The organism is Aerococcus sp. L_32 (genome assembly GCF_050689315.1).
The window spans coordinates 1-507 of record NZ_JBOEQF010001308.1; the positions used below are offsets into that span (position 1 = coordinate 1).

Annotated in this window: 1 protein-coding gene; it reads right to left on the reverse strand. The window is 41.6% G+C overall.

From position 1 onward, the window contains the following. Window positions 1–507: 3-phosphoshikimate 1-carboxyvinyltransferase (locus ACRCJ0_RS19495; RefSeq protein WP_431391879.1), on the reverse strand; the 507-nt coding region annotated here is incomplete at both ends.

Sequence of the window (507 nt, forward strand, 5' to 3'; positions counted from 1 at the left end):
CTCTTGGGCTGTGACCTGAATACGGTCAGTTTCTTTTACTTTTAATTCTTCAGCGTTACGAATCACTGTCCTACCTTCCGCTTGGGTTGCGGCTAAAGCGATAATTGGAATTTCATCAATTAAAGCTGGAATAATGTCGCCACCGAATTCTGTTGCTTTTAAGTCGCTGGCAGAAACAGTTAAGTCACCGCTCAAGCCACCTTCATGCAAGCATGTTTCGATGTTGGCACCCATATTGTTCAAGACTTCAATAATCCCTGCTCGGGTTGGATTTAAACCCACATTTGGCATGTGGAGTTTAGAACCTTTAACTAATAGTGCGGCAACAATAAAGAAGGCTGCTGACGAAATATCTGCTGGGACTTTAATATCCGTAGCTGTTAAGCTTTGGCCACCTTCTAGATAGATGTCTTTATCGTCAACTTTTAGTTCAACGCCAAAGTTCTTTAACATGTTTTCAGTATGGTCACGTGACCGCTCTTTTTCATGGATAATTGTTGTACCTTT